The sequence below is a fragment of the uncultured Kocuria sp. genome, from assembly GCF_947500125.1.
Classification (GTDB): Bacteria; Actinomycetota; Actinomycetes; order Actinomycetales; family Micrococcaceae; genus Kocuria.
This window is the reverse complement of record NZ_CANMRA010000011.1, coordinates 1-20,224: the sequence shown is the minus strand read 5'-3', so window position 1 is coordinate 20,224 and position 20,224 is coordinate 1. Positions and strand designations below refer to the sequence as shown.

The window sequence follows — 20,224 nt, the reverse complement described above, 5'->3', positions numbered from 1 at the left end:
CCGGGTGAGTCCCGGGCGCGACGCGTTCGTTAGACTTGCCGGAGTCCTCCGCGCCCCTGTGCGCGGACCCAGGACCGAGCTCCCGCCCCACCACCCCCCGTCACCGGATGCCGGTCGGACCCAGTCTCTAGGAGGACATGTGCTCAGCGCTTTCGGACGGGCGTTGCGAACCCCCGACCTGCGACGCAAGCTGGGGTTCACCCTCGCCCTCATCGTGCTCTACCGCCTGGGCACGTTCATCCCGGCGCCGGGCGTCGACTACGGCAACGTGCAGCAGTGCCTGGCCCTGGGGACCACCACGGGCGGCGTGTACGACATGGTGAACCTCTTCAGCGGCGGCGCCCTGCTGCAGCTGTCGGTCTTCGCCCTGGGCGTGATGCCGTACATCACCGCGAGCATCATCGTGCAGCTGCTGCGCGTGGTCATCCCGCGCTTCCAGGAGCTGCACGAGGAGGGCGCGCAGGGACAGACGCAGCTGACCCAGTACACCCGCTACCTCACCATCGGCCTCGCGCTGCTCAACGCCACCACGGTGGTCTCGCTCGCCCGGTCCGGGGCGCTGCTGGGGGACTGCCCCCTGCCGATCATCCCCGACGACACCTGGCTGACCGTGCTGATCATCATCATCACGATGACCGCGGGCACGGCGATCATCATGTGGCTGGGGGAGCGGATCACGGAGAAGGGCGTGGGCAACGGCATGTCGCTGCTCATCTTCACCTCCATCGCCGCGACCTTCCCCTCCGCGCTGGGCGAGATCCTGCGCACCCGGGGCTGGGGCGTGTTCCTCTCGGTGCTGGCCGTGGGTCTCGTGGTGATCACCTGCGTGGTGTTCGTGGAGCAGTCCCAGCGCCGCGTGCCCGTGCAGTACGCGAAGCGGATGGTGGGCCGGCGCACGATCGGCGGCACCACCACCTACATCCCGCTCAAGGTCAACATGGCCGGCGTCATCCCCATCATCTTCGCGTCCTCGATGCTGATGCTCCCCGGCATGCTCTCCCAGTTCGGGATGCCGGACGACGGGACGGACATCCCCGGCTGGGTCAACTGGATCAACACCTACCTCGTCACCGGCGACCACCCCGTCTACATGGTGATGTACTTCCTGATGATCGTGTTCTTCACGTACTTCTACGTGTCGATCACCTTCAACCCGGAGGAGGTCTCCAACAACATGAAGCGCTACGGCGGCTTCATCCCGGGGATCCGCGCGGGCCGGCCCACCGAGAAGTACCTCGCGTACGTGCTCAGCCGGATCACGTTCCCGGGCGCCCTGTACCTGGGCATCGTGTCGATGATCCCCCTCGTGGCGCTCGTGCTGATCGACGCGAACCAGAACTTCCCCTTCGGCGGGCCGTCGCTGCTGATCATGGTGGGCGTGGGCCTGGACACGGTGAAGCAGATCGAGGCCCAGCTGCAGCAGCGCAACTACGAGGGCCTGCTGCGCTGACGTCCAGCGCCCCGCGCCGGGGCGCCGGGGCCGTCCCGATAGACTGTCACCGCAGCCACCACCGACCGCAAGGAGACTTCATGACCCGCATGCTCATCATCGGCCCCCCCGGCGCAGGCAAGGGCACGCAGGCCGTGCGCGTCTCGGAGCAGCTCGGCATCCCGGCGATCTCCACCGGGGACATCTTCCGGGCCAACATCAAGGGCCGGACCGCGCTGGGCGAGGAGGCCAAGAGCTACATCGACGCCGGCGACCTCGTCCCGGACTCGGTGACCAACCGGATGGTGCGCGACCGCCTCGCCGAGACGGACACGGCCGACGGCTTCCTGCTCGACGGCTACCCGCGCAACGCCGCCCAGGTGGACGAGCTCGACGCGATCCTCGCCGAGCTCGGACAGGAGCTCGACGTCGTGCTGAAGCTGACCGCCGACCGCGACGAGCTCGTGCAGCGGCTCCTCGGGCGCGCCCAGAAGGAGGGGCGCACCGACGACACGGAAGCGGTCATCCGGCACCGCCTGGACGTGTACGACGCGGAGACCGCCGCGGTCGTCGACGTCTACGACCGGCGCGGCATCGTCCGTGAGGTCGACGGCCTGGGGACCGTCGACGAGGTCTCCCAGCGGATCATGACAGCGCTGTCCTGACGCACCGTCCCGCACCACCGACGCCGTGACACCCCCGGACACCCCCGGGGGTCTCACGTTTAACCCACGACAGCCGCGAGCTCCCCGACCGGGGGAGCGGCTCGGAAGGAAGACCGCATGTTCGGCCGCCGCCGGATCGAGTACAAGACCAACGCCCAGCTGCGCGCCATGCAGCGCGCCGGGGTGGTGACCTCGCGCGCCCTCGACGCCGCCGTGGCGGCCGCCGTCCCCGGCGCGACCACCGCGTCCCTCGACGCCGTCTTCCGCTCCGTCCTCGACGAGCACGGGGCGAGCTCCAACTTCCTCGGCTACTTCGGCTATCCCGCCGCGGTGTGCGTGTCCGTCAACGAGGTCGTGGTCCACGGCATCCCCGGGGAGCAGGTGCTGCAGGAGGGGGACATCCTCTCCGTGGACGGCGGGGCGATCGTCGAGGGCTGGCACGGGGACTCGGCGCGCACCGTGCTGCTGGGCCGCCCCCACCCCGCCGACGCCGAGCTCTCCGACGTCACCCGCAACGCCATGTGGCACGGCATCGCGGCGGCGGCCACCGGCACGCACGTCGGCGACATCGGCGGGGCCGTGGAGGACTACGTGCGGAAGGTCTCCGGGCACCGCTTCGGGATCCTCGAGGAGTACGTGGGCCACGGGATCGGCTCCAAGATGCACATGGCCCCCGACGTCCTCAACTTCCGCAGCACCGACCGCGGGCCCCGCCTGCGCGCCGGGATGGCGCTGGCCATCGAGCCGATGCTCGTGCGCGGCGGGATCGGCACCCGCGTGCTCGACGACGAGTGGACCGTGGTCACCACCGACGGGGCCCGCTCCAGCCAGTGGGAGCACTCCGTGGCGCTGCACGCCGACGGCGTCTGGGTGCTCACGGCCGAGGACGGCGGGGCCTCGGAGCTCGAGCCCCTCGGCGTGCGCCCCGTCCCGATCCCCGAGGACCTGCCGTGAGCCGGCAGCCCCCGACCACCCAGGACCCGCGACACCGCGAGGAGAACACCGTGGCCCAGCAGCCGCAGCAGAGCACCACGACCAGGACGCCCGTCGAACTCACCGTGAAGCCGCGGCCCGGTCAGCTGACCTTCGCCGCGCCGCGCCGCGGCAAGCCCCCGCGCCACCTCGCCGACTTCGACATGGCGGGCCGCCGGCAGTTCCTCGCCGAGCTCGGGCACCAGCCCTTCCGCGCGGGCCAGCTCTCCCGGCACTACTTCGACCGGTTCGCCACCGCACCGGAGGACATGACCGACCTGCCCGCGGCCGGGCGGGAGGAGCTCGTGGCCCAGGCCCTGCCGCCGCTGCTGACGAGCGTGCGGACCCTCGAGGCCGACCAGGGCGCCACCGTCAAGAACGTCCACCGGTGCTTCGACGGGGCCACCGTGGAGTCCGTGCTCATGCGCTACACCCACCGGGTGACCATGTGCATTTCCTCCCAGGCCGGCTGCGGCATGAACTGCCCCTTCTGCGCCACCGGGCAGGCGGGCCTGACCCGCAACCTCTCGACCGCGGAGATGGTCGAACAGGTCGTGCAGGGGGCGCGGATGCTCCGCGGCGGCCGGGTCGGCCGGGCCGAGCAGGAGCCCCTGCGGGTCTCGAACATCGTCTTCATGGGCATGGGGGAGGCCCTGGCCAACTACAAGGCGTCCATCGGCGCCATCCACCGCCTCATCGACCCGTCCCCGGAGGGCCTCGGCATCTCGGCCCGCGGGATCACCATGTCCACGGTGGGCCTGGTGCCCGGCATCCGGAAGTTCACGCAGGAGAAGCTGCCGGTCACCCTGGCGCTGTCCCTGCACGCCCCCGACGACGAGCTGCGGGACGAGCTCATCCCGATCAACACCCGCTGGAAGGTCGACGAGGCCCTCGACGCCGCCTACGAGTACTACCAGGCCACCGGTCGGCGGGTCTCGATCGAGTACGCCCTGATCCGCGACATCAACGACCACGGGTGGCGGGCCGACCTCCTCGGGGAGAAGCTCAACGCCCGCGGCGGGGGGTGGGTGCACGTGAACCCCATCCCGCTCAACCCGACCCCCGGCTCCAAGTGGACCGCCTCGCGGCCCGGCGTGGAGCAGAACTTCGTGGAGCGCCTGCGCGCCCACGGCATCCCCACCACCGTGCGGGACACCCGGGGCTCCGACATCGACGGGGCCTGCGGGCAGCTCGCCGCGACAGTCTGAGCGTCGTCGTCCCCGGTCCGCCGGACCGCGCGCGGACCGGTCGAGGGTCCGGGGGCGCCTCCCGCGTTGCGGGAGGCGCCCCCGATCCCGTAGAGTGTCCTGTTGGTTGTCTGTGCTCCAGCGATTCCGCACTCATCGGACCGCGCCGACCCTCACCGTGCACCACGAACGGTGATGGTGCACGCGTACGGGTCCGCCGCGGCGTTTAACGACGATGTACACCCGAAACCCTGCCCGCCGCCCCGGCGGGGGGCACCTGAAGTTAGCGGAGGATATGGCCAAGAAAGACGGAGTCATCGAGATCGAAGGCACTGTGGTCGAGGCTCTGCCCAACGCGATGTTCCGCGTTGAGCTGAACAACGGTCACCTGGTCCTCGCCCACATCTCCGGGAAGATGCGACAGCACTACATCCGGATCCTCCCCGAGGACCGCGTGGTGGTGGAGCTGAGCCCGTACGACCTCACTCGCGGTCGTATCGTCTACCGCTACAAGTAGGACCGGCGGCCGTCCGGGCCGCACACCACTCGAGAGAACGACGCGAAGGAATGCGATGAAGGTCCAACCGAGCGTGAAGCCGATCTGCGACAAGTGCAAGGTGATCCGCCGCAACGGGCGGGTCATGGTGATCTGCGAGAACCCGCGCCACAAACAGCGTCAGGGCTGACAGGCCCCGACCACCCCACGCAAGTGGATCGACAAAGGCACCGCTCCCGACCGGAGAGATCCAGGCGGGTGCCCCCGGTACAGAGGCCGGGGACCGGCGGACGGACATGACGTCCCCGACCGGGCAGCGATGCTCCAGACCTCTGGAACACCACAAGGAGAACCGCCGATATGGCTCGTCTCGCAGGCGTCGACCTTCCCCGTGAGAAGCGGTTGGAGATCGCGCTCACCTACATCTACGGCGTGGGACGCACCCGCGCGCTGGCCACCCTGGACGCCACCGGCATCTCGGGCAACCTGCGCGTGCGCGAGCTCACCGATGCCCAGCTCGTGGAGCTGCGCGACTACATCGAGGACAACTACAAGGTTGAGGGTGACCTCCGCCGCGAGGTGGCCGCCGACATCCGCCGCAAGGTCGAGATCGGCAGCTACCAGGGCATCCGGCACCGCCGCGGCCTGCCGGTGCACGGTCAGCGCACCAAGACCAACGCCCGCACCCGCAAGGGTCCGAAGCGCACGGTTGCCGGCAAGAAGAAGTAGCCCGCTGCCGCTCGCGCGCCAGGACCGCACGGTCCCCCGAGCGGCCCACCACCACTCTTCACCGCTCTTCAAAACTTTGTAGGAGATCTCCATGCCCCCGAAGACTCGAGCGACGGCTGCCCGCAAGCCTCGTCGCAAGGACAAGAAGAACGTCACCCAGGGCCAGGCCCACATCAAGTCGACGTTCAACAACACCATCGTCACCATCACCGACCCCTCCGGCGCCGTCCTGTCCTGGTCGTCCGCCGGCGAGATGGGTTTCAAGGGCTCTCGCAAGTCCACCCCCTTCGCGGCCCAGATGGCCGCCGAGGCCGCCGCGAAGCGCGCGCAGGAGCACGGCATGCGCAAGGTCGACGTGTTCGTCAAGGGCCCCGGCTCCGGGCGCGAGACCGCCATCCGCTCCCTGCAGGCCACCGGCCTCGAGGTCGGCTCCATCTCGGACGTCACCCCGAGCGCGCACAACGGTTGCCGCCCGCCGAAGCGCCGCCGCGTCTGATGTGAGCACGCCCACCGGGACCCCGCGGGGTCCCGGTGCGCGTGCCGACAACGGACCGGGCACCGGTCCGCACCCATCAACTGTTTTCCACCATTTGCGCGCGTCATATAGCGGATGCCCGCTGAAAGGAAACATCAGTGCTCATCGCACAGCGCCCCACCCTCTCTGAAGAGGTCGTGGCCGACAACCGGTCCCGCTTCGTGATCGAACCGCTCGAGCCCGGCTTCGGCTACACCCTCGGCAACTCCCTCCGCCGCACCCTCCTGTCCTCGATCCCCGGTGCGGCCGTGACCAGCATCCGGCTCGACGGGGTGCTCCACGAGTTCTCCACCGTGGAGGGCGTCAAGGAGGACGTCTCCGAGGTCATTCTCAACATCAAGAAGCTCGCCGTCTCCTCGGAGCAGGACGAGCCCGTCGTCGCCTACCTGCGCAAGCAGGGGCCCGGCGTCGTCACCGCCGCGGACATCACGGCGCCGGCCGGGGTGGAGATCCACAACCCGGACCTGCACATCGCGACCCTCAACGCGAAGGGCCAGCTCGAGCTCGAGCTGACCATCGAGCGCGGGCGCGGGTACGTCTCGGCCGCCCAGAACAAGGCCGGGGACGCGGAGATCGGGCGCATCCCGGTCGACTCGATCTACTCGCCCGTCCTGAAGGTGACCTTCCGCGTGGAGGCCACCCGCGTGGAGCAGCGCACCGACTTCGACAAGCTGGTCCTGGACGTGGAGACCAAGGAGGCCATCACCCCGCGTGACGCCGTGGCCTCCGCCGGCACCACCCTGGTCGAGCTGTTCGGTCTCGCCCGGGAGCTCAACACGGCCGCCGAGGGCATCGAGATCGGGCCCTCGCCGACCGACGCCGCGATGGCCGCCGACATGGCGCTGCCCATCGAGGACCTCGAGCTCACCGTGCGGTCCTACAACTGCCTCAAGCGCGAGGGCATCCACACCGTGGGTGAGCTCGTGGGCCGTTCCGAGGCGGACCTGATGGACATCCGCAACTTCGGCGCCAAGTCGATCGACGAGGTCAAGGCCAAGCTCGTCGACCTCGGGCTGTCCCTCAAGGACTCGCCCCCCGGTTTCGACCTCGCCGCTCGCGCCGCCGCGATCGACGACGAGAACCCGTTCGACGACGACGACCACTAGTCCTTCCCGCTGACGTCCCGACGGGTGCCCGCCCGGGCCGGGACAGACTTCCAGGAGATCAACAACCATGCCTACTCCCACCAAGGGACCCCGCCTCGGAGGCGGACCCGCGCACGAGCGCCTGATGCTGGCGAACCTGTCGCAGCAGCTGTTCGAGCACAAGCGCATCACCACCACCGTGACGAAGGCGAAGCGGATGCGTCCCTACGCCGAGCGCCTGATCACCTTCGCCAAGCGCGGTGACCTGGCGGCCCGTCGTCGCGTGCTGGCGCAGCTGACCGACAAGTCCGTGGTGCACGAGCTGTTCACGACCATCGCCTCGGCGATGGAGGACCGCAACGGCGGCTACACCCGGATCACGAAGATCGGCAACCGCAAGGGCGACAACGCCCCCATGGCGGTCATCGAGCTCGTGATGGAGCCCGTCGCGACCAAGGCCACCGTCGCCGAGGCCGAGCGCGCCACCGAGAAGGCCGCCCCGGCCCCCGCGGCCCCGGTCGACACCCCGGCGGACGCCACCGCCGGTGACGTCGCCGCCGAGGAGATCCCCGCCGACGAGCAGGCCCCCGAGGTCGGCTCCGAGCAGGCCGCCGAGGTCGCCGCCGAGAACACCGACGCGGAGTTCCCCGGCTCGCACGCCCCGCTCGAGTCCGGCGAGGCCCCCGAGGGCTTCGAGGTCAAGGGCAACAAGAACTCGATGAAGTACCACGTGCCCGGCTCGCGCTGGTACGCGGGGACCACCGCCGAGATCTGGTTCGACTCGCCGGCCAACGCCGAGGCCGCCGGCTTCCAGCCGGCCGGTGGCGCCGCCGCACAGAAGCTGCGCTGACCGGACTCCGTCCGGACCGACACCGTGACGCCGCCGGGGACCTGGTCCCCGGCGGCGTCGTCGTGCCCGCCGACCCCCTGACCACACCTCTCCAGGAGCTGAGCATGAGCCCGTCCGAGCCCCCCGTGCGCGTGCGGATCGACCTGGCCTACGACGGCGCGCCGTTCTCCGGATGGGCCCGCCAACCGGGTCTGCCGACCGTCCAGGGGGCCCTGGAGGACGCCCTGGCCGTGCTGGTCCGCCGCGACGTGCGCGTCGTGGTGGCCGGCCGGACGGACACGGGCGTGCACGCGCGCGGCCAGGTGGTTCACCTGGACCTGGCGCCGGCGGAGTGGACCGCTCTCGCCCGCGGCCGGGACGAGGATCCGGGACTCGCGCTCGAGCGCCGCCTGAGCGGCGCGCTGACGCACGTCCTGGGCCGCGGCCGCCGCGAGCTGGGCCTGCCGGAGTGCCCGGGCGCGGTGGTCGTCCGCCGCGCGGGCGCCGCCCCGGGCGGCTTCGACGCCCGCTTCTCCGCCGTCTCCCGCCGCTACAGCTACCGGATCGACGACGGCGCGGCGGGCCGGGACCCGCTGACCCGGCACCTGACGTGGTGGTCGAAGGACGTGCTCGACGTCCCCGTCATGGCCGGGGCGGTGCGGGAGCTCGTGGGGCTGCACGACTTCCTGTCCTTCTGCCGCCCGCGCGAGGGCGCCACCACGGTGCGGGAGGTCCTCGACGTGTCCGTCGAGCGGGACCGGGACGGGCTCGTGGTGCTGGGCATCGAGGCGGACGCGTTCTGCCACCACATGGTCCGCTCGGTCGTGGGCGCGGCCGCGCGCGTGGGCGCGGGCCGCGAGGACCCGGACTGGCTGGGCCGCCGGCTGGCGGAGCGGGTCCGGGACGCCCGGGTGCTGATGGCCCCGGCGCACGCCCTCGTGCTCGAGGAGGTCCGCTATCCCGGGGACGCCGTCCTGGGGGAGCGGGCCGCGCGCACCCGGGCGCTGCGCGACCCCCTCGGCGGTCCCCACGGTGGTCCGCGCGGTGATCCCCACGGTGACGGGCCGGTGCCGGCGGACCGCCCCGGCCGCCCGCGGGGAGATTGACCGCCGCATCCTCCGGGTGTATGGCCCGAGTGGTCTTTGGCCGCCGCATCCGGTACCGTGGGGTGCTGTTGTGCGTGTCCCGCCTCGGTTCACGTGTACCCGGATCCGCTGTCCAGTTGCAGGACGCATGGCGGTCCGGTGCACCGGGGTCTCGGGCACCGGATGCAGCTCGGCCCTCACCCGAGCCCCGGACGGCACACCGAGAAACGGCGTGATCCCAACTAGCGCCACCGAGATAACCCGAACGAAGGCAAACTAACGTGCGTACGTACACCCCGAAGCCCGGTGACATCCAGCGCCAGTGGCACGTCATCGATGCCACCGACGTCGTCCTGGGTCGTCTTGCCAGCCAGACCGCAACGCTGCTGCGCGGAAAGCACAAGCCGACCTTTGCTCCCCACGTGGACGCCGGTGATTTCGTCATCATCATCAACGCCGAGAAGGTGGCCCTGACCGGCTCCAAGCTCGAGAAGAAGCGGGCCTACCGCCACTCCGGCTACCCGGGCGGCCTCAAGTCCAGCTCCTACGCCGAGCTGCTGGAGAAGCACCCGGTCCGCGCCGTGGAGAAGGCCATCCGTGGCATGCTCCCGAAGAACAAGCTGGCCGACCAGCAGATGTCCAAGCTCAAGGTCTACGCCGGCCCGGAGCACCCGCACGGTGCCCAGCAGCCGCAGACCTTCGAGTTCACCCAGGTTGCCCAGTAATCGGGCCTACGACAGAAACTAGCGAGGACAATCGTGGCTCAGAATACTGAAGAGCAGAACATCGTGGACGGCGAGGAGCAGCTGAGCAGCTACACCTCCGAGTCCGCCCCCGCCGAGGAGACCGAGGTCGCCGCCGAGCGCCCGGCCCTGACCGTCTCCGGCCAGGCCGTCGGCCGCCGCAAGGAGGCCGTCGCCCGTGTGCGCGTCGTCCCCGGCTCCGGCCAGTGGACCGTGAACGGCCGCACCCTGGAGAACTACTTCCCGAACAAGCTGCACCAGCAGGAGGTCAACGACCCCTTCAAGGTGCTCGAGCTCGAGGGCGCCTACGACGTCATCGCCCGCATCCACGGCGGTGGCCCCTCCGGTCAGGCCGGTGCCCTGCGCCATGGCGTGGCGCGCGCGCTGAACGAGATCGACCTGGAGAACAACCGCCCGACCCTCAAGAAGGCCGGTTTCCTGACGCGCGACCCGCGCGTCATCGAGCGCAAGAAGGCCGGTCTCAAGAAGGCCCGCAAGGCTCCGCAGTACTCGAAGCGCTGATCGGGGGGCCTCCCGGCCCGCCCTCGGCCCCACGGACCCCGTCCGACCCGGTGCACGCCGGTGTCGGACGGGGTCCGTTCGTTACTGCCCGCCTGCCGCTGTCCGGGGCGCGGGGAACGTAGGATGGGGGGCGATGTCTAGATTATTCGGAACGGACGGCGTGCGCGGACTCGCGAACGACCTCCTCACAGCCAACATGACCCTGGACCTGGCCCAGGCCGCCGCGATCGTGCTCGGCCACGGCCACGCACGCGAGGGGCGGCGTCCCACAGCGGTCGTCGCGCGGGACGGGCGCGCCAGCGGCGAGTTCATCAGCGCGGCCGTCACCGCGGGCCTGGCCGGGTCGGGCGTGGACGTCCACGACGCCGGTGTCCTGCCCACCCCCGCGCTGGCCTACCTCGTGGCGGACCTCGACGCCGACTTCGGCGTGATGATCTCCGCCTCGCACAACCCGGCCCCCGACAACGGGATCAAGTTCCTGGCCCACGGCGGGCGGAAGCTGCCCGACCGGGTCGAGGACGAGATCCAGCGGGTCTTCGAGTCCGGCGACTTCCGGCGCCCCACGGGCGCCGGGGTCGGGCGCATCCACCTGCTCACGGACGCGGAGGACCGCTACGTCCTGCACCTGGTGGGGGCGATCCCGCACCGGCTCGAGGGAATGCGCGTGGTCCTGGACTGCGCCAACGGCGCCGCCAGCGGGGTCTCCCCGGACGCGTTCCGCGGCGCGGGCGCCGAGGTGCACGTCATCGGTGCGGAGCCCGACGGCCTGAACATCAACGACGGCTGCGGCTCGACCCACCTGGAGCCCCTCCAGCGGGCCGTCGTCGAGCTCGGCGCCGATCTCGGGATCGCGCACGACGGCGACGCCGACCGCTGCCTCGCCGTGGACGCCGGCGGCCGGGAGGTGGACGGGGACCAGATCATGGCGATCCTCGCCCTGGCGCTGAAGGACGCGGGCCGGCTCGTGGACGACACGCTCGTGGCCACCGTGATGAGCAACCTCGGCCTCAAGCTGGCGCTGCGCTCGGCCGGGATCGACGTGCGGGAGACCGCCGTGGGGGACCGCTACGTCCTCGAGACGATGACCGAGCACGGGTACAACCTCGGCGGTGAGCAGTCCGGCCACGTCATCATGTCCGACTTCGCCACCACCGGTGACGGGCTGCTGACCGGGCTGATGCTGGCCTCGCGCGTGGCCCAGACCCGGACGCCGCTCGCGGAGCTGGCCCGCGTCATGACGCGGCTGCCGCAGGTGCTGCTCAACGTGCGCGGCGTGGACCGCGCCGCGGTGGGCTCCAACCCCGGCGTGCAGGCGGCCGTCGCGGAGGTCGAGCAGCGCCTCGGCGAGACGGGCCGCGTGCTGCTGCGGCCCTCGGGGACCGAGCCCGTGGTCCGCGTGATGGTCGAGGCCGCCTCCGAGGAGATCGCCCGGGCCGAGACGGAGTTCCTCGCCGCCGTGGTGGAGCGCGAGCTGGCCCTGACCGTCTGAGCCGCCCCTGCCGGAGGCCCGCACCGTGTCCACGGTGCGGGCCTCCGGCCGTTGCCGGGGCGGGGGTCAGGTGCGCTGGCGCAGGGCGTCGCGGATCTCGGTGAGCAGCTGCACCTGGGCGTCGGCCTCCTCCTCGGCCGGGTCGATCCCGAGGCGGCGGTTGCGGGCCTCGATCATCTTGTTCATGGGCAGCACGATCGCGAAGTACACGGCGGCGGCCACGAGCAGGAAGTTCACGAGCGCGGTGAGCAGCACGCCGAACCTGATGTCGTTGCCGTTGACGGTCAGCACGGCGAACGAGTCGAAGTTGGGCGAGCCGACCAGCGCGGAGATGAGCGGCATCAGCACCGCCTCGACCATGGCGTTGACGACCTGGGCGAAGGCCGCGCCGACGATCACGGCGACGGCCAGGTCCAGCACGTTGCCCTTCAGAACGAATTCCTTGAAACCTTTGAGCATGCCCACAGGGTAGCCGGACCGGCCATGGACAGGAGCACCGGGGATGCACGGCCGCCGGCGCCCGCCGCCGCGGTGCCGGCCGCAGCGTCCGGGTCAGCCTGCCGCTGCCGGCCCGTAGTCCGGGGCCGGAGGGAGCCCGGAGAACTCCTCGAGCGTCGCGGCGCCCGAGTCCACCAGCTCCTGTGCCCGCTCGGGGCCGAGGTAGCGCAGGTGCCACGGCTCGTACCAGTAGCCGGTGGTGCCGTGCTCGCCCCACGGGTAGCGGACCACGAAGCCGTGCGCCGGCCCGTGCTCGGCCACCCAGGCGGCGGTGGGCGTCGCGTCGAAGCACACGCGCAGGTCGCACCCGGAGCCGTCGCCGACGTCCACGGCCAGGCCCGTCTGGTGCTCGGAGTGGCCGGGCCGGGCCGAGACCGTGTCGGCGGCCTCGCGGCCCTTCTGCGCGACCCAGCCGGCGTAGGTGGCGGACTGCTCGGCGTGGGAGCGGTAGCCCGACACGATCCGGATCGGCACGCCGTCCGCCCGCGCCGCGGCGAGCATGCCGCGCACCGCACTGGCCGCCTCGGGGCGCAGGAGCTCCCCCTCGACGTCCACGAGGGCGGCGGGGGCCCAGTCCTCCGGGTCCAGGGGACGCTGCTTGTTGACGACCACGCCCGGCGAGGCGGGATCGTCGAGGTCCACGTCGGGGTCGGGGCCCACATCGGGGCCGGCGCCGGGGCCGGGGTCCGGGTCGGCGGTCGGGGCGGAGCCCGGTGCCGTCGTCGCCGGACCGGACGGGGGCGCCGGAGCGGAGGGAGGTGCTGGAGCAGAGGGAGCCGGAGCAGGGGGCGCAGCCGGCGCCGACGTGGTGCCGGCGGGCTCCGGCGAGGGCGGCGGAGCGCCCCCGGGCTCCGGCGCGCACCCGGTCACGAGCAGCGCGGCGGCCAGCAGGAGGGCGCCGGCGCGTGGGACGTCCATCAGTTCTTGCGCAGCAGCACGCGCCGGATGGAGTGGTCGGAGTCCTTGGAGAGGATCAGCCGGGCGCGGCCGCGCGTCGGCTGCACGTTCTCGATCAGGTTCGGCTCGTTGATCCGCCGCCAGATGCCGGTGGCGGTGGCCACCGCCCCCTCGTCGGAGAGGTCCGCGTAGCGGTGGAAGTAGGACCCGGGGTCGGCGAAGGCCGAGGAGCGCAGGGCCTGGAAGCGCTCCACGTACCACCGTTCGATGTCCGCGGGCCGGGCGTCCACGTAGATGGAGAAGTCGAAGAAGTCGCTCAGCGCCAGCGCGGCCCGGTCCCCGGGGCCCACCTTGGCGGGGGCCAGGACGTTGAGCCCCTCGATGATGACCACGTCCGGGCGGGTCACCACGACCTCCTCGCCGGGCAGGATGTCGTAGCTGTGGTGCGAGTACTTGGGGGCCCGCACCTCCGGGGCGCCCGACTTGATCTTCGCGACGAAGCGCAGCAGGGCGCGGCGGTCGTAGGACTCCGGGAACCCCTTGCGGTCCATGAGCCCGCGGCGCTGCAGCTCCGCGTTGGGGTACAGGAACCCGTCCGTGGTGATGAGCTGCACGTGGGGGGTGGACGGCCACCGGGACAGCAGCTCGCGCAGGAGCCGGGCGGTGGTGGACTTGCCGGCGGCCACGGACCCGGCGATGCCGATCACGAACGGGGTCCGGGCGTGCTCCTCGCCGAGGAACGCGTTGGTCGAGGCGTTGAGCCGGTTCGAGGACTCGTCGTAGAGGGTCAGCAGCCGCGAGAGGGGGAGGTACACCTCACGCACCTCCGCGACGTCGAGCCGGTCGCCGAGGCCGCGCAGGTTCTCGATCTCCCGGGAGGTGAGGGGGACGTCGATCTCGTGGGAGAGCCTCGACCAGGTCTGCCGGTCGAGCTCCACGAAGGGCGAGGCGCGGTCGCTCAGCGTAGATGCGGTCATCGACCACAGTCTAGACCGCCTCCGGACGGCCGCGGCGAACGGGAGACAGGCGTGGTACCCGGGTGTAGATTTGACCTCGACCCGGCATCGGCTGTGACATGCATCACAGCAGCACGCCGCGCGGGCGCTCCGCCGGAGGAGCACCACCTCGTTCGAGAGTCAGGACAGCACCATGGCGACGGCAACGACCTCAGAGACCACAGCACCGGCGGGCGGCCGGTCGACCGCCGCCCGCGCGCACGTCCAGCGCTTCGGCACGTTCCTGTCGGGGATGATCATGCCCAACATCGGGGCCTTCATCGCCTGGGGACTGATCACGGCATTCTTCATCGAGGCGGGCTTCACCCCGTTCGGCCCGCTGGGCGGGTTCGGCGAGAACGCGGAGGGGGAGCCGTACACGGGCCTGGTGGGCCCGATGATCACGTACCTGCTCCCGCTGCTCATCGCCTACACGGGCGGGCGGATGGTCTACGACGTGCGCGGCGGCGTGGTCGGGGCGATCGCCACCATGGGGGTGATCGTGGGCACCGACATCCCCATGTTCATCGGCGCGATGCTCATGGGCCCGCTCACCGCGTGGGTGATGAAGAAGGTCGACAGCATCTGGGACGGGAAGATCAAGCCCGGCTTCGAGATGCTCGTGAACAACTTCTCGGCCGGCATCCTGGCCGCGGCCATGGCCATCTTCGGCTTCTTCCTGATCGGCCCCGCCGTGCTGGCCTTCTCCAACGCGGCCGCCTCGGCGGTGGACTTCCTGGTGAACCGGGGGCTGCTGCCGCTGACCTCGATCCTGATCGAGCCCGCGAAGGTGCTGTTCCTCAACAACGCGATCAACCACGGCATCCTCACCCCGCTGGGCACCGCCCAGGCCCTGGAGCAGGGCAAGTCCGTCCTCTTCCTGCTCGAGGCCAACCCCGGCCCCGGCCTGGGCATCCTGCTCGCCTACACGGTCTTCGGCCGCGGCGCGGCCCGCGCCTCGGCCCCCGGCGCGGCGCTGATCCACTTCGTGGGCGGCATCCACGAGATCTACTTCCCGTACGTGCTGATGAAGCCGGCGCTGATCCTGGCCGCGATCGCCGGCGGCATGACCGGCATCTTCACCCTGACCCTGTTCGACGCCGGCCTGCGCGCCCCGGCCGCGCCGGGCTCGATCATCGCGGTGTTCGCCCAGGCCACCACGGACAGCTACGTGGGGGTGGCGATCGCGGTCACGGCCGCGACCGCGGTGTCCTTCTTCGTGGCCTCGATCATCCTCAAGGCCTCCAAGGACAAGGGCGAGGGCGACCTCACCGAGGCGACCTCCCGGATGGAGGGGATGAAGGGCAAGAAGTCCTCCGTGTCCTCCGCGATCGTCGGCACCAGCGGCGGCGCGGACACCGGCGGGACGGACGCCCGTGCGCTCGGCGACGGCGGGCCGGTGCAGCACATCGTGTTCGCGTGCGACGCCGGCATGGGCTCCTCCGCGATGGGTGCCTCGGTGCTGCGGAACAAGGTCAAGGCGGCCGGCTTCGGCGACGTCAAGGTCACCAACGCGGCGATCGCCAACCTCACCGACGACTTCGACATCGTGGTCACCCACCAGGACCTGGCCACCCGGGCGAGGCCGAAGGTGCCCAGCGCCTCGGTGGTGACCGTCGACAACTTCATGGGCAGCCCCCGCTACGACGAGATCGTCGAGGCCGTGCAGCAGCGCAACAGCGCCACCGTCCCCGCGGGCGGCGGTGGCGCGGCGGGCGGCGCGGCGGCGGGCGGTGACACCGTGGCGGAGGAGGACGCCGGGAGCTCCGGGGAGTCCATCCTCACCAAGGACCGGATCGTGATGGACGGCGGCGCGGTGAACGCCGCGCAGGCCATCGACGAGGCCGGTGGCCTGCTCGTGGCGGCCGGCGCCGTGACCGACGAGTACGTGGCCTCCATGCACGAGCGCGAGGAGTCGGTGTCCACGTTCATGGGCAACGGTCTCGCCATCCCGCACGGCACCAACCAGGCGAAGGACAGCATCAACCACTCGGCCCTGTCGGTCGTGCGCTACCCCGAGGGCCTGGACTGGAACGGCAAGCCCGTCACCTGGGTGATCGGCATCGCCGGCAAGGACAACGAGCACCTCGCGATCCTGTCCCGGGTCGCGAAGATCTTCGGCAACAAGGAGAAGGTGCGCCAGCTGGACGAGGCGAGGACCTCCGACGACGTGCTCGACCTGCTGGGGAAGGTGAACGACTGATGAAGTGCGTGCACTTCGGAGCGGGCAACATCGGCCGGGGCTTCGTCGGCCTGCTCATGCACCGCTCGGGCTACGAGGTCGTGTTCGCCGACGTGGCGGCCCCGCTGATCGACGCGCTGGCGTCGACCCCCAGCTACACGGTGCACGAGGTCGGCGCCGGCTCCCGGGACACGGTCGTCGAGGGCTACCGGGCGGTCAACTCGGCGGACGACCCGGAGGCCGTGGTCGAGGAGATCGCCACGGCGGACGTGGTCACCACGGCCGTGGGCGCGCACATCCTCAGGTTCGTGGCGCCCCTCGTGGCGCGCGGGATCGCGGCGCGCCCGGACGGCGCCGCCCCCGTGGCGGTCATGGCGTGCGAGAACGCCCTGTCCGCGACGGACCTGCTCGCCGAGGCGGTCCGCGCCGAGTACGCCGGGGAGGACCTCGAGCGGCGGGCGGTGTTCGCCAACACCGCCGTCGACCGGATCGTGCCCCAGCAGGACGGCGGCGGGCTCGACGTGGTGGTGGAGCAGTTCCACGAGTGGGTCATCGACCGCACCCCGTTCGCGGGACAGGAGCCGGTCATCGAGGGGGCCACGTACGTCGACGACCTCGTGCCCTACATCGAGCGGAAGCTGTTCACGGTCAACACCGGCCACGCCGCGTGCGCGTACTTCGGCTACCGCGCCGGCCGGCACCGCATCGCGGAGGCGATCGCCGACCCCGGGATCCGGGAGCGGGTCGCCGCGGCGCTCGCGGAGACCCAGGCGCTGCTCGTCGCGAAGCACGGGTTCGACGAGCAGGAGCACGGACGGTACGTCGCGAAGATCCTCGACCGCTTCGCCAACGAGCACCTCCCGGACACCGTCGAGCGCGTCGGCCGCGCCCCGCTGCGCAAGCTCGGCCGGCACGAGCGGTTCGTGGGCCCGGCCGCGGAGCTGGCCGAGCGGGGCCTGGGCACCGACGGGCTGCTCGCGGCCGTGGCGGCCGCCCTGCGCTTCGACCCGGCCGAGGACCCGGAGGCCGTCCGGCTGGGCGAGATCCTCGACACGCTGACCGCGGCCGACGCCGTCCGGGAGATCACGGGGCTGAGCCCCGAGCACCCGCTCTTCCCGCCGCTCGAGGACCTGGTGGCCGACGCCGCCCAGGAGCGGCGGGGCTGACCGACCCCCACGGAAGGGCCCACAGACGGGTCGGGCCGTGTCCCCAGAAGAGACGGGAACACGGCCCGGCCCGTCCGGTCCCGCACGCCCGGCCGGGCGAGATCCATGCGGTACTGTGAAACGCATGTGTGGAATTGTTGGATATGTGGGCCCCTCCCCCCAGCGGACGGACGAGCGCGGCACCGGCTCCGGGCACGACGCCCTGGACGTCCTCGTCGAGGGCCTCCGGCGCCTCGAGTACCGCGGCTACGACTCCGCGGGCGTCGCCGTGGTCTCGGACGGCACCGTCGGCTTCCGCAAGAAGGCCGGCAAGCTGCTGAACCTCGAGCAGGAGCTGCGCGACAGCCCGCTGCCCCGCTCCACGACCGGCATCGGGCACACCCGCTGGGCCACCCACGGCGGACCGTCGGACGTGAACGCCCACCCGCACGTCGTGGACGGCGGCCGGCTCGCCGTGATCCACAACGGCATCATCGAGAACTTCGCCGAGATCAAGCGCGAGCTCGTCGAGAAGGGCCACTCGTTCGTCTCGGAGACCGACACCGAGGTCGCCGCGGTGCTCCTGGCCGACACCTACAACGACCTCGGCGACCAGGACCTCACCGCGGCCATGCAGGTCGCCTGCCGCCGGCTGGAGGGCGCGTTCACGCTCCTCGCCGTGCACGTCGACCACCCCGGGCGCGTCGTCGCGGCCCGGCGCAACTCCCCGCTGGTGCTCGGGCTGGGCGAGGGCGAGAACTTCCTCGGCTCGGACGTCTCCGGGTTCATCGACTACACGCGCAACGCCGTGGAGCTGGGCCAGGACCAGGTCGTGTCCATCACGGCCGACGACTACGAGATCACCGACTTCCACGGCCACCGCGCCGAGGGCAAGCCCTTCCGGGTGCTGTGGGACGCGGCCGCCGCGGAGAAGGGCGGCTTCCCGTCCTTCATGGAGAAGGAGATCAACGAGCAGCCCGCCGCGGTGGAGCAGACCCTCATGGGCCGCACCGACCCGGACGGCAACCTGATCCTCGACGAGCTCAAGATCGACGAGGCGGTGCTCCGCGCCGTGGACAAGATCGTCGTCGTCGCCTGCGGGACGGCCGCCTACGCGGGGCAGGTCGCCCGCTACGCGATCGAGCACTGGTGCCGGATCCCCACCGAGGTCGAGCTCGCGCACGAGTTCCGCTACCGGGACCCGATCGTCAACGAGCGCACCCTGGTGGTCGCCCTCTCCCAGTCCGGCGAGACCATGGACACCCTCATGGCGGTCCGGCACGCCCAGGAGCAGGGGGCCAAGGTCGTGGCGATCTGCAACACGAACGGCTCCACGATCCCGCGCGAGGCCGACGCCGCGCTCTACACGCACGCCGGCCCCGAGATCGCGGTCGCCTCGACCAAGGCGTTCCTGGCCCAGATCACCGCCGCCTACCTCCTGGGCCTCTACCTGGCCCAGCTGCGCGGCAACAAGTACAAGGACGAGATCGGGGAGATCCTCGCTGAGCTCGAGGCCATGCCGGCCAAGATCCAGCAGGTCATCGACGCGCAGGCCGGGATCAAGGCGCTCGCGCAGTCGATGAAGGACGCCGCGTCGGTGCTCTTCCTGGGCCGCCACGTCGGCTTCCCGGTGGCCCTCGAGGGCGCGCTCAAGCTCAAGGAGATCGCGTACATCCACGCCGAGGGCTTCGCCGCCGGCGAGCTCAAGCACGGGCCGATCGCCCTCATCGAGGAGGGCCAGCCGGTGTTCGTCATCGTCCCCTCCCCGCGCGGCCGGGACTCCCTGCACGCGAAGGTCGTCTCCAACATCCAGGAGATCCGCGCCCGCGGGGCCGTGACCATCGTCATCGCGGAGGAGGGGGACGAGGCCGTCGCCGACTACGCCAACCACATCTTCCGCGTGCCGCAGTCCCCGGTGCTGCTCCAGCCGCTGCTGACCACCGTCCCGCTGCAGATCTTCGCGTGCGAGCTGGCCACGGCCAAGGGCTACGACGTCGACCAGCCCCGCAACCTCGCGAAGTCGGTGACCGTCGAGTAGTCCGCGCCCGCGCCACCGCCGGCCCGCCGCCCCGGATCCTCCCGGGCGGCGGGCCGGCGGTCGTTAGGCTGGGGAGCATGATCATCGGCACCGGCATCGACGTGGTGGACATCGCCCGCTTCGAGGAGCAGATCGCCCGCACCCCCGGCCTCGTGGCCCGGCTGTTCACCCCGCTGGAGCGGGACCTGCACGTCCGGTCGCTCGCCGCGCGCTTCGCCGCCAAGGAGGCGGCGGCGAAGGCGCTCAAGGCCCCGCCCGGCATGATCTGGCAGCACTGCTGGATCGAGAAGGACCCCTCCGGCGCCCCGGTGCTGTGCACCGAGGGGACGGTGGCGGAGGAGGCCCGCCGGCAGGGCATCGACCGGTGGCACCTCACCATGACGCACGACGGCGGGATCGCGATGGCCATGGTCATCGCCGAGCGCACCGGGGACGGGGGACCGGCATGATCGCCGCCTGGACCGGGGAGCAGGTGCGCGCCGCCGAGACGCCCTTCCTCGACCGAGGGGAGGGCCCCGCGCTGATGCGCCGCGCCGCCCACGGGCTGGCCCTCGTCGGCGCGCAGCGCCTGCGCGGGCGCCGCGGACGGGTCGCCGGAGCGCGCGTGGTGGTGCTCGCCGGGACCGGCAACAACGGCGGGGACGGCCTGTGGGCCGGGGCGGAACTGGCGCGCCGCGGCGCCTCCGTGCTCGCGGTGGCGGTC

Annotated in this window: 22 protein-coding genes; 19 read left to right on the top strand and 3 right to left on the bottom strand. The window is 71.5% G+C overall.

Annotated features, from left to right (window positions below; all coding sequences use genetic code 11):
• Positions 1-139: 139 nt before the first annotated feature.
• The 14 genes from secY (at position 140) to glmM (ending at position 11,766) form a co-directional block, all read left to right on the top strand.
• Positions 140-1,450: a preprotein translocase subunit SecY gene (secY, locus tag Q0817_RS09100; protein WP_298586066.1), complete on the top strand. Its 1,311-nt coding sequence runs from the start codon at positions 140-142 to the stop codon at positions 1,448-1,450.
• Positions 1,451-1,530: 80 nt separating this feature from the next.
• Positions 1,531-2,094 (top strand): adenylate kinase, encoded by a 564-nt coding sequence (locus Q0817_RS09095; protein WP_298586063.1) that lies wholly within the window; start codon positions 1,531-1,533, stop codon positions 2,092-2,094.
• Positions 2,095-2,211: 117 nt separating this feature from the next.
• A complete protein-coding gene (map, locus tag Q0817_RS09090) occupies positions 2,212-3,048 on the top strand; it encodes a type I methionyl aminopeptidase (RefSeq protein ID WP_298586060.1) in 837 nt (278 codons plus the stop codon).
• A 50-nt stretch (positions 3,049-3,098) separates the two neighbouring features.
• The gene (rlmN, locus tag Q0817_RS09085) at positions 3,099-4,274 is read left to right on the top strand and encodes a 23S rRNA (adenine(2503)-C(2))-methyltransferase RlmN (protein WP_298586371.1); all 1,176 of its coding nucleotides are present in this window, start codon (positions 3,099-3,101) and stop codon (positions 4,272-4,274) included.
• A gap of 274 nt (positions 4,275-4,548) precedes the next feature.
• Positions 4,549-4,770: a translation initiation factor IF-1 gene (gene infA, locus Q0817_RS09080; protein WP_017833319.1), complete on the top strand. Its 222-nt coding sequence runs from the start codon at positions 4,549-4,551 to the stop codon at positions 4,768-4,770.
• A 55-nt stretch (positions 4,771-4,825) separates the two neighbouring features.
• Complete coding sequence (gene rpmJ / locus Q0817_RS09075; protein ID WP_017833320.1) at positions 4,826-4,939, top strand: 50S ribosomal protein L36; 114 nt, start codon at positions 4,826-4,828, stop codon at positions 4,937-4,939.
• Positions 4,940-5,109: 170 nt separating this feature from the next.
• Positions 5,110-5,478, top strand: coding sequence for a 30S ribosomal protein S13 (gene rpsM / locus Q0817_RS09070; RefSeq protein WP_298586054.1), 369 nt, complete (start codon positions 5,110-5,112; stop codon positions 5,476-5,478).
• Between the two features lie 91 nt (positions 5,479-5,569).
• Positions 5,570-5,974, top strand: coding sequence for a 30S ribosomal protein S11 (gene rpsK / locus Q0817_RS09065; protein WP_058872541.1), 405 nt, complete (start codon positions 5,570-5,572; stop codon positions 5,972-5,974).
• Between the two features lie 137 nt (positions 5,975-6,111).
• Entirely contained in the window at positions 6,112-7,119 is a 1,008-nt protein-coding gene (locus tag Q0817_RS09060) for a DNA-directed RNA polymerase subunit alpha (protein WP_017833323.1), read from the top strand.
• A 67-nt stretch (positions 7,120-7,186) separates the two neighbouring features.
• Entirely contained in the window at positions 7,187-7,948 is a 762-nt protein-coding gene (gene rplQ / locus Q0817_RS09055) for a 50S ribosomal protein L17 (RefSeq protein ID WP_298586042.1), read from the top strand.
• Between the two features lie 104 nt (positions 7,949-8,052).
• Positions 8,053-9,033 carry a tRNA pseudouridine(38-40) synthase TruA gene (truA, locus tag Q0817_RS09050; protein ID WP_298586039.1) on the top strand — a complete coding sequence of 327 codons (981 nt, stop codon included), beginning with the start codon at positions 8,053-8,055 and terminating at the stop codon, positions 9,031-9,033.
• Between the two features lie 260 nt (positions 9,034-9,293).
• On the top strand, positions 9,294-9,737 hold the full coding sequence (gene rplM / locus Q0817_RS09045; protein ID WP_298586035.1) for a 50S ribosomal protein L13: 444 nt from the start codon (positions 9,294-9,296) through the stop codon (positions 9,735-9,737).
• A 33-nt stretch (positions 9,738-9,770) separates the two neighbouring features.
• Complete coding sequence (rpsI, locus tag Q0817_RS09040; RefSeq protein ID WP_298586031.1) at positions 9,771-10,277, top strand: 30S ribosomal protein S9; 507 nt, start codon at positions 9,771-9,773, stop codon at positions 10,275-10,277.
• 133 nt (positions 10,278-10,410) lie between these two features.
• Complete coding sequence (gene glmM, locus Q0817_RS09035; RefSeq protein ID WP_298586028.1) at positions 10,411-11,766, top strand: phosphoglucosamine mutase; 1,356 nt, start codon at positions 10,411-10,413, stop codon at positions 11,764-11,766.
• Between the two features lie 66 nt (positions 11,767-11,832).
• Here the strand turns inward: glmM and mscL are convergent, their stop codons facing one another.
• The 3 genes from mscL to coaA all read right to left on the bottom strand — a co-directional run bounded on the left by mscL (position 11,833) and on the right by coaA (position 14,138).
• Positions 11,833-12,225 (bottom strand): large conductance mechanosensitive channel protein MscL, encoded by a 393-nt coding sequence (gene mscL, locus Q0817_RS09030; RefSeq protein ID WP_298586025.1) that lies wholly within the window; start codon positions 12,223-12,225, stop codon positions 11,833-11,835.
• A 93-nt stretch (positions 12,226-12,318) separates the two neighbouring features.
• The gene (locus Q0817_RS09025; protein ID WP_298586022.1) at positions 12,319-13,182 is read right to left on the bottom strand and encodes a M15 family metallopeptidase; all 864 of its coding nucleotides are present in this window, start codon (positions 13,180-13,182) and stop codon (positions 12,319-12,321) included.
• Positions 13,182-14,138 (bottom strand): type I pantothenate kinase, encoded by a 957-nt coding sequence (coaA, locus tag Q0817_RS09020; protein ID WP_298586019.1) that lies wholly within the window; start codon positions 14,136-14,138, stop codon positions 13,182-13,184. Before coaA ends, Q0817_RS09025 begins: the two co-directional genes overlap by 1 nt.
• A gap of 172 nt (positions 14,139-14,310) precedes the next feature.
• Between coaA and Q0817_RS09015 the strand changes: the two genes are divergently transcribed.
• The 5 genes from Q0817_RS09015 to Q0817_RS08995 all read left to right on the top strand — a co-directional run.
• A complete protein-coding gene (locus tag Q0817_RS09015; protein WP_298586016.1) occupies positions 14,311-16,359 on the top strand; it encodes a PTS mannitol transporter subunit IICBA in 2,049 nt (682 codons plus the stop codon).
• Entirely contained in the window at positions 16,359-17,504 is a 1,146-nt protein-coding gene (locus tag Q0817_RS09010) for a mannitol-1-phosphate 5-dehydrogenase (protein WP_298586013.1), read from the top strand. The genes Q0817_RS09015 and Q0817_RS09010 overlap by 1 nt, the downstream gene beginning before the upstream one ends.
• 124 nt (positions 17,505-17,628) lie before the next feature.
• Positions 17,629-19,521 carry a glutamine--fructose-6-phosphate transaminase (isomerizing) gene (glmS, locus tag Q0817_RS09005; RefSeq protein WP_298586010.1) on the top strand — a complete coding sequence of 631 codons (1,893 nt, stop codon included), beginning with the start codon at positions 17,629-17,631 and terminating at the stop codon, positions 19,519-19,521.
• A gap of 77 nt (positions 19,522-19,598) precedes the next feature.
• Entirely contained in the window at positions 19,599-19,970 is a 372-nt protein-coding gene (locus Q0817_RS09000) for a holo-ACP synthase (protein WP_298586007.1), read from the top strand.
• Positions 19,967-20,224: NAD(P)H-hydrate epimerase (locus Q0817_RS08995; RefSeq protein WP_298586006.1), on the top strand; the 258-nt coding region annotated here is incomplete at its 3' end. The genes Q0817_RS09000 and Q0817_RS08995, both read left to right, overlap by 4 nt.